The sequence below is a fragment of the Oleiphilus sp. HI0043 genome, assembly GCF_001634935.1.
Genome location: NZ_LWEY01001137.1, coordinates 1 through 859 on the forward strand (window position 1 = coordinate 1; position 859 = coordinate 859).

At 39.7% G+C, this 859-nt stretch carries 1 protein-coding gene; it reads right to left on the reverse strand.

Translation table 11 applies throughout. From position 1 onward, the window contains the following. On the reverse strand, positions 1-859 hold an 859-nt coding region (locus tag A3729_RS12755), incomplete at both ends, for a molybdopterin cofactor-binding domain-containing protein (protein WP_156497935.1).

Sequence of the window (859 nt, forward strand, 5' to 3'; positions counted from 1 at the left end):
GTATATTTTTGGTGTTTCATTTATTTTAATCAGGGGGTAATCATCAAAGTTATGTTGCTCAATGCGGTTGTTCTGTATTGTGATTGAATGACCTAACGAAGCATTTAATCCATAGAGAATTCCGCCTTCTATTTGAGCTGTCACTGAGTCTGGGTCGATAACGGTGCCGCAATCAACGACACAGTGGATTTCCGTAATTGTAATGCCTTCTTTGTTCTTGTTTAGCAGAACTGTTAATGCAATATAGCTTCCGAACCCTCTATTAAAGGCGATGCCAATATATTCTCCTTTGCTAAGATGCCAGTTCCATTTACTTACCTCTTTTAACTTTTCTAAAAGCCTCTTTGAACGGTCATCGTGTCGAAGTAAATTTTGTCTAAAGAGAAAAGGGTCTGTGTTTTCGTAGTGAGCTATTTCATCTATAAAGCTTTCAGTTGCAAAAACATGATTTGAATAGGCAACGGAGCGCCAAGAACCAATAGGGATACCGTGATCTAGCGTTTGAAAATAGAGTGACCGATTGGGAATATCGTATGGGAAGTCAATGGCACCACCACTTATTTTCCCCTCTGACGCCCCAGAAGCTGTGTGTCTCCAGTGAGTAATCTTCCCTTTGTCTATTTGGGATTCTATACGGTGAGATGAATAAGGTCGGTAGAAATCATTTTGTATATCCTCTTCTCTTGACCAGAGTAATTTAACCGGAAAGTTGAACTCTTTTGCAATGATGACAGCTTCGGTAACAAAGTCCTGCTCCAGTCGACGACCAAATCCTCCTCCTAAAAGAGTGGTATGAACTCTAACATTATCAGATATTCCAAGTTTACGAAGAACTTTTGAACTCCATTTACCAAGTTGT